Source organism: Paenibacillus sp. IHB B 3415 (assembly GCF_000802655.2).
In the GTDB taxonomy this organism is placed as follows: Bacteria; Bacillota; Bacilli; order Paenibacillales; family Paenibacillaceae; genus Paenibacillus_AQ; species Paenibacillus_AQ phytohabitans.
Map to the genome: position 1 here is coordinate 1 of NZ_JUEI01000155.1, position 9,362 is coordinate 9,362.

Annotated in this window: 2 protein-coding genes; both read right to left on the reverse strand. The window is 42.9% G+C overall.

The features are described from left to right. On the reverse strand, nucleotides 1-7,865 hold a 7,865-nt coding region (locus tag QW71_RS35640; protein WP_039310618.1), incomplete at its 3' end, for an OmpL47-type beta-barrel domain-containing protein. Nucleotides 7,866-8,803: 938 nt separating this feature from the next. Then, nucleotides 8,804-8,974 carry a winged helix-turn-helix domain-containing protein gene (locus QW71_RS42340; RefSeq protein ID WP_083442862.1) on the reverse strand — a complete coding sequence of 57 codons (171 nt, stop codon included), beginning with the start codon at nucleotides 8,972-8,974 and terminating at the stop codon, nucleotides 8,804-8,806. Nucleotides 8,975-9,362 lie beyond the last annotated feature (388 nt).

Below are 9,362 nucleotides of genomic sequence, written 5' to 3' on the forward strand. Positions count from 1 at the left end.
ATCCACCCCACGCTCGACCATTCCGACCACAAATGTTCGTCATATACCTTCACTTTCACTTGGTAGGTCTGGCCGGATGGTAACGCTTCGCCCACTGTCCAAGTGTTTATTGTACTGGTCAAGGGCTGATTCACCACTCCCGAATCCACCACTATATTTCCTCCTGCATTCAGGACCTGTACTTGATACGCCGCAAAGTTGGTTAACGCTGCATCCACCTGCGTCCACCGTATGGACGGCTGGTTAACTTTGCTCTCCTCTGGGGCTCCTTCACTGCCTAATGGATACGTTAACGTCACTTTTGGTGCCGTATTTTCTTTTATTGGTGCGGGTGTGGTCCGTGCAATCGTTGTCCCATCCCCTAACTGCCCGGAGGTATTGATGCTCCCCCACGTCCAGACACTTCCATCCGCCTTGGACGCTATCGCAAAATTCTCGCCCCCTGCCACCGCACTCACGTCACTTAGACCCTCTACTTTCACTGGGGTTTGGGCTCCGTTCCAGCTTATCCACCCCACGCTCGACCATTCCGACCACAAATGTTCGTCATATACCTTCACTTTCACTTGGTAGGTCTGGCCGGATGGTAACGCTTCGCCCACTGTCCAAGTGTTTATTGTACTGGTCAAGGGCTGATTCACCACTCCCGAATCCACCACTATATTTCCTCCTGCATTCAGGACCTGTACTTGATACGCCGCAAAGTTGGTTAACGCTGCATCCACCTGCGTCCACCGTATGGACGGCTGGTTAACTTTGCTCTCCTCTGGGGCTCCTTCACTGCCTAGTGGATACGTTAACGTCACTTTTGGTGCCGTATTTTCTTTTAACGGTGCAGGTGTGGTTCGTGCAGTCGTTGTTCCATCCCCTAACTGCCCGTAGGTATTGGTACTCCCCCACGTCCAGACACTTCCATCTGCCTTGGACGCTATCGCAAAATTCTCGCCCCCTGCCACCGTACTCACGTCACTTAGACCCTCTACTTTCACTGGGGTTTGGGCTCCGTTCCAGCTTTGCACCTCTCCATTGGCCGTAACTGCATAATTGCTGTTGCCTCCGCTAATGGACCGTATTCCGCTTAGGCCGTTTACTGCTACAATTTGTCCATAATTCTCACCCCATACAACTACACTTCCGTCTTTCTTCAGCGCCAACCCCGTGTTGATCCCACTCCCTGCGGCGATGCCCGCAATATCCGTCAGCCCAGTCATTACATCTCCTAACTTACCTCCGTTACTTCCCCACGCCCACACGGTACCATCTTCTTTTATTTGGAAACCAGCCGTTCCTCCTGCACTAACGTTGGATGTCAGTACGTCCAAACCTATGTTCACTCTCATCCACCCCACGCTCGACCATTCCGACCACAAATGTTCGTCATATACCTTCACTTTCACTTGGTAGGTCTGGCCGGATGGTAACGCTTCGCCCACTGTCCAAGTGTTTATTGTACTGGTCAAGGGCTGATTCACCACTCCCGAATCCACCACTATATTTCCTCCTGCATTCAGGACCTGTACTTGATACGCCGCAAAGTTGGTTAACGCTGCATCCGCCTGCGTCCACCGTATAGACGGCTGGTTAACTTTGCTCTCCTCTGGGGCTCCTTCACTGCCTAATGGATACGTTAACGTCACTTTTGGTGCCGTATTTTCTTTTATTGGTGCGGGTGTGGTCCGTGCAATCGTTGTCCCATCCCCTAACTGCCCGGAGGTATTGATGCTCCCCCACGTCCAGACACTTCCATCCGCCTTGGACGCTATCGCAAAATTCTCGCCCCCTGCCACCGCACTCACGTCACTTAGACCCTCTACTTTCACTGGGGTTTGGGCTCCGTTCCAGCTTTGCACCTCTCCATTGGCCGTAACTGCATAATTGCTGTTGCCTCCGCTAATGGACCGTATTCCGCTTAGGCCGTTTACTGCTACAATTTGTCCATAATTCTCACCCCATACAACTACACTTCCGTCTTTCTTCAGCGCCAACCCCGTGTTGATCCCACTCCCTGCGGCGATGCCCGCAATATCCGTCAGCCCAGTCATTACGATGGCTTTCGGCGTAGTTTCGGCCGTTGCACCCGGAATTTTATAATGGTTACTTCTTCCCCAGCCCCAAACGGTTCCCGCACTCGTTAACGCATAGGTATAGCTATCTCCGGCCGCTAACGCAGTTACTCCGCTTACCCCCAGCACTTGTACTGGCGTAAGTCGGGTCGTAGTGGTGTTATCTCCCAATTGGCCATAGTAGTTGTTGCCCCACGACCATACCGTCCCGTCATTTTTTAGCGCATAACTACTACCTCCATTGGCAGCGACAGCAATAATTCCACTCAAGTTATTTACCCGCTGAGGGACCAAACTGCTTGTCGTGCTTCCTACCCCCAATTGACCCGCTGAATTCAGTCCCCATGCCCATACAGTTCCATCGCTCTTAAGTCCCAGAGTATGATTCAGCCCTACTGCTATCGAAATAACATTGGTTAATCCTGGAATTTGCACAGCTGTGGTCTTCGGGGTCGTTGCATCTCCTAACTTACCTCCGTTACTTCCCCACGCCCACACGGTACCATCTTCTTTTATTTGGAAACCAGCCGTTCCTCCTGCACTAACGTTGGATGTCAGTACGTCCAAACCTATGTTCACTCTCATCCACCCCACGCTCGACCATTCCGACCACAAATGTTCGTCATATACCTTCACTTTCACTTGGTAGGTCTGGCCGGATGGTAACGCTTCGCCCACTGTCCAAGTGTTTATTGTACTGGTCAAGGGCTGATTCACCACTCCCGAATCCACCACTATATTTCCTCCTGCATTCAGGACCTGTACTTGATACGCCGCAAAGTTGGTTAACGCTGCATCCGCCTGCGTCCACCGTATAGACGGCTGGTTAACTTTGCTCTCCTCTGGGGCTCCTTCACTGCCTAATGGATACGTTAACGTCACTTTTGGTGCCGTATTTTCTTTTATTGGTGCGGGTGTGGTCCGTGCAATCGTTGTCCCATCCCCTAACTGCCCGGAGGTATTGATGCTCCCCCACGTCCAGACACTTCCATCCGCCTTGGACGCTATCGCAAAATTCTCGCCCCCTGCCACCGCACTCACATCACTTAGACCCTCTACTTTCACCGGGGGTTGGGCTCCGTTCCAGCTTTGCACGTCCCCATTGGCCGTAACTGCATAATTGCTGTTGCCTCCGCTAATGGACCGTATTCCGCTCAGGCCGTTTACTGCTACAATTTGCCAATAATTTTCACCCCATATAACTACACTTCCGTCTTTCTTCAGTGCTATCCCCGTGTTGATCCCACTTCCTGCGGCAATGCCCGCAATATCCGTCAGCCCAGTCATTACGATGGCTTTCGGCGTAGTTTCGGCCGTTGCACCCGGAATTTTATAATGGTTACTTCTTCCCCAGCCCCAAACGGTTCCCGCACTCGTTAACGCATAGGTATAGCTATCTCCGGCCGCTAACGCAGTTACTCCGCTTACCCCCAGCACTTGTACTGGCGTAAGTCGGGTCGTAGTGGTGTTATCTCCCAATTGGCCATAGTAGTTGTTGCCCCACGACCATACCGTCCCGTCATTTTTTAGCGCATAACTACTACCTCCATTGGCAGCGACAGCAATAATTCCACTCAAGTTATTTACCCGCTGAGGGACCAAACTGCTTGTCGTGCTTCCTACCCCCAATTGACCCGCTGAATTCAGTCCCCATGCCCATACAGTTCCATCGCTCTTAAGTCCCAGAGTATGATTCAGCCCTACTGCTATCGAAATAACATTGGTTAATCCTGGAATTTGCACAGCTGTGGTCTTCGGGGTCGTTGTTCCATCTCCTAACTTACCTCCGTTACTTCCCCACGCCCACACGGTACCATCTTCTTTTATTTGGAAACCAGCCGTTCCTCCTGCACTAACGTTGGATGTCAGTACGTCCAAACCTATGTTCACTCTCATCCACCCCACGCTCGACCATTCCGACCACAAATGTTCGTCATATACCTTCACTTTCACTTGGTAGGTCTGGCCGGATGGTAACGCTTCGCCCACTGTCCAAGTGTTTATTGTACTGGTCAAGGGCTGATTCACCACTCCCGAATCCACCACTATATTTCCTCCTGCATTCAGGACCTGTACTTGATACGCCGCAAAGTTGGTTAACGCTGCATCCTGTACTGGCGTAAGTCGGGTCGTAGTGGTGTTATCTCCCAATTGGCCATAGTAGTTGTTGCCCCACGACCATACCGTCCCGTCATTTTTTAGCGCATAACTACTACCTCCATTGGCAGCGACAGCAATAATTCCACTCAAGTTATTTACCCGCTGAGGGACCAAACTGCTTGTCGTGCTTCCTACCCCCAATTGACCCGCTGAATTCAGTCCCCATGCCCATACAGTTCCATCGCTCTTAAGTCCCAGAGTATGATTCAGCCCTACTACTATCGAAATAACATTGGTTAATCCTGGAATTTGCACAGCTGTGGTCTTCGGGGTCGTTGTTCCATCTCCTAACTTACCTCCGTTACTTCCCCACGCCCACACGGTACCATCTTCTTTTATTTGGAAACCAGCCGTTCCTCCTGCACTAACAAGACTTAACGGCGTTCTTACCACATAAACTCCATCTAGTGAAGAATTTTCAGCTTCATCTCTTGCAACCACTTTAAAAGTATAAGATTTATTAGATGTCAAGTTATAGAAGGTGAATTCTGTGTCTCTTGTATTCCCTAACAATTTAGAATCTTGGTATACATCATAGCCAGTGACTCCCACATTATCGTTAGATGGCAACCAAGAAATTTTGACTTTATTATAATTGAATAGAACGATATCAAATCCACTAGGTGTTGACGGATTCGTTTTGTCTACTTTAGCATCTCCGCTAACTCCCTCACTCAAATTAGATGCATTATCTACCGATCTAGCAAATACATTATATAGACCTTCGATATCAAAAATTAGAGGAATGTTGTAATCTATCCATGCTCCATTTGCTCCTATTTTATATTGATATTTTTGAAATCCGCTGTTAGGATAACCTTTATCCGTATCGGTTCCGCCAGTTAAGGTAACAGTGACAAACTTATTGGTCCACTTTAAGGGCTCAACCGTCATTGTTGGTTTAGGCGGATTAGTTCTATCAATTTTCGCTTCCCCAGAGACTTCTTCACTGAGATTAGTAGCAGTGTCTACAGATCGAGCTATGACCTTATATAAACCCTCCGTATCAATAATAATAGGTGCGGTATAATCCTTCCATTCACCTTCATCAATCTTGTATTGATACTTTTGAAAGCCACTATTCGGAAAACCTTTATCCGTATCCGTTCCACCTGACAAAGTAATGGTAACCAATTGATTTGTCCATTTCGATGGCGCTACTGTCATAATTGGCTTAGGGGGATTGGTCTTATCAACTTTAGCCACCCCAGTTACTTCTGCACTAAGATTGAATACATTGTCCACTGATCTGGCGTAAACATTGTACAGACCTTCTGAATCGATCACAAAAGGAGCAGTATAGTCCTTCCATTCCCCGTTCTGATTAATCTTGTATTGATATTTTTGGAAGCCGCTATCCGTATCCGTCCCGCCATTTAATGTAATCGTGACAAATTTATTCGTCCATGTTGTTGGATCGACCGTCATTACGGGTACAGTCGGATTGGTAGTGTCTACCTTCACCGTTTCCGTTAATACTTCAGAGTCGTTCCTATTCTTGTCTCGAACATACGACTTGAAATTATATATTCCTGTGTTAGGGAGTGCCATGGGCTGAGTATATTCTTTGTATTCAGAATCATTAAGATCATAAAAATACTTATAAACACCAGATGCATTGTCTTGTCCAGATAAAATATAATTAACATTTTTTCCATACCATTCATTGACGCCCTTTACCCCATCAACGTGTGAGCTGAGTGTTGGAATTGTTTCGTCTTGAGTTCCTTCTAAATCAAGATTGACTGAGGGGGATATATTACGATCAATAATTCCATCACCATTCTCATCTATTTGAAGAACAAATTGGCCACTCTGGTTAATTTCAGTAGTAAATACTGTGTTAGGGGTAACGTTTATATTATCATATCTGATACTATTGTCTTCTATATCTGCTTCGTTAGATCGAGTTATTGAAAAGGTCATAGTGCCATATCCATATCCGTTTAAACGAACATGAAAATTATCATCATCATTAAGTAAGACAATTTTAGTTTCACCATCAGAGAAATATTCACTATAAGGAATACCTTTTTCATAGGTATCATCATCAATAAGACCGATATGATTTCCTAAAGAATCATATACATGAATATCTACTGGACATTCAATTTTTAGTTTCAAAGATTTAATTGTTGTATATGTTCTTTTAATTTTGTCAGGTGCAATTATATTCGTATTACCTTGTAATATACTTAGAATTTGATTTTGGACGTTTCTATTTTTTGCTAAGCTCGTATGGCTTGACTTTATATAATAAGATCTATTTGAATTTAATTGAAAACCCAGATTAGCACTTAAAACTGGGACTACACCGTCTCCTTGAATATTTTTTACATCCGTTATATTCCCGCTGGCGGAATGAGTATTAATCGTATATTCACCTATTGTCTCATTCCTATCTCCAATGAAATAATAAGAATCGACTTGATTAAGAATCGACTTGATAGTCAACCCCTCTTGAGCCTGTTTAGCTCTTTCTAATAACATATCATTAGACCAACTTCTTCCGTTCTTTAAAAAAACATATGTGTCATCATAACTACTATATTTTGTTTCTACTGTCCTACTCCAACTCGGTTCAGGATATTTTCTGGATTTTAAATAACCTTTCCCTTGATATGTAAAATAGTCTTTAGATGGAAGTAATTCATATGTTGAGGGTATATTAAGAAGAGCGCTACGAAAGGCTTGACTCATTATTGTATCTACAAAATCACTCATTTGAAGAACTACTCCAGTTTCAAAAGCATACGCTGCATATGGAGCTCCCAAAAAAGGGGTCCCTAGAGTGATCAGTTTGTCTATGTGGTTTGCATTCCCCTGTTTAATATACTCTGTTGCTACTAAACCACCCATACTATGGGCTACTATATATATCTTACTTTCAGGCCACTTGTTTCTCTCACTATCTATTTTGATTTTTAATTTCTGAGCAGAGACTGCAGAACTCAATCTCCAATCATAACCAAAGTCCACTACTTTATAATTCTCACCTTCAAAAAAATCAATAAAACTTTTATAATAATCCTCCAAGCTTCCTCCGGCTCTGATCTCTTCAATACTTTCACCAAGTGGATTCATCATTATTTTGTTCATATTACCTATCACAGAACCATATCCATTTGCATCAGGTCTCCAGACTTGCTTATCACCTACAAAAAGATCTGTTCCCATTATACCCGGAATAAAAATTATTCTATCTTTGTAGACTTTGACGGTACAACTACTCGAATAAGAAGGCTGATCAATTGGTTTAACTTCAAAACGGTATACCCCTTCATCTGGAGGATCAAAAGCGTAAGACCCATTCTGGCTATACCCTAATGGAACATCTTTGTACCAAATATTATCTTTAAATATAGTCACCGTTAAATAATGGTCATCATAATCAAAACTATAATTGATATTAAGTTGATCTCCATATTTGACTACTGATGAATCTGACCATACATGAGTAGATAATATCCCTATACTCTTGTCATTCTCACTCGTATTATTATTCATTAAAGTATAGCCTGTATTTTTAATAGGCTTATCATTAGTCGTGCTGTAATTCGATGCCGCACCTGCTTCAACAAAATTGCCTAAAAAGGAAAATTGGATTACTAAACATAAGAAAATGAAAGAAAATTTTTTCATTAGTCTACCAGCTCTCTCTATTCGGATTTAAATTTTCATTATTTCACTAATTGACATTATCTTTCCTTGATTTCCAATCCGATAACCAGGCAAGCAAAAGAACAAACTGAAAAATAAGATAGAATAGTGGAAAATAAATACCCAACTCAATACTATATTTATTAAAAATCGGTTCATTTACAACTGATGAATTATAACTATTTTTGATGTAGAATAATAATATTCCACTTGGAATTGTACTTACAAATGCCCATATAAATTTCCTTTTTTTTGATGAATAATTAAAGTACAGATAAGTATTTAGCAATAAACATAGTACAGGTAAAAAATATGTTGGAAGCAAACTAACTGCGTGATGAAAGTCGAAATTTTCCAATCTAATTCTCAAGAAAAAAATTACTAACAGATGAAAAATGATTATTAAAAACGCCCAAAACAATCTAGAAAACAGCGTTCTCAACAGTACAAAACCAAAATCTCGATCCCTTCTTTGCATTGTGTCCTCCTTTACACATATTTTCATTACATCTCTTCTTAATTCTTAAAAGCTTCTCCCTTTTTGGTATTAGCCCAAAATAACCTATGCACACATATTCAAACGCTACTACATATAGAAATCACTTAAATAATTCACAAACTTTATCTGGTATTACAACATGAGATTCGACTGGAATGACATTTAATCATCACAGAATCTTTTAAGCGACTTTACAGGACTCTAGTGCCCCTTCCGAGATCAAGTCGATAGAAGCAAACAGTTTCGCTCCTTTATGCTCGCTATGAGTCGGGACTTTGCGTTGTTGTCCTTTCGAAACCAGTTGGACTGCAAAGCCAAATAGGCCCTTATCATAGATTCATCTTCAAATAAAAGATGGTCGATTTCTCCCTGGTTCAGCTGCTCTGTTAAGCTCAGGTAAAGTGACCTCGCGAAATTGTTTCTATTCCTCTTTGTTGGCTCGTACAAGGGTATAAGTGGCTTTCGTGTAACTAAAACCAAGCCGATTCAGCATTTTAGAGATTCCTTTTAGGGTATATTTCTCTCCGAACTCGCGAAGGACCATGCACGGATAATTCTTAACGTCGAGTATATTTTGCTTCAATTCCAACATCTACCGGTCTTTGCTTGCGATAAGCGTTCCAATACCCGCTAATGGCAGAAATATAGTTGTTTTAGTTAATAACATACCACCCTTTTTTAATTTACCGTATTATACATTTATCGATAAAAAATAGGATAAAAATAGAATAAAATACCTTTAAATATAATTATCGGAATACACTCTATGTTAATGTATATCTCATAGATTTAATATTAATTAATTAATTGTGATACCTAGTTCGACAACCATACCGATTAGCTTTTGCTGAAGTACCACCTTTTGCTTATTTTTTCAAGTATGAGCTGCATCTTGTAATTACGTCTATGATGCACGTGTCTTTGTCTTTCCCCCCGCAGATGTGCATGTAAGCAAGGAACAGATCCATGCGCTTGTCTAT

Bases quoted from the DNA above. Each gene is read 5' to 3' on its own strand.
- QW71_RS42340 (WP_083442862.1), bottom strand. From the start codon at position 8,974: ATGTTGGAATTGAAGCAAAATATACTCGACGTTAAGAATTATCCGTGC.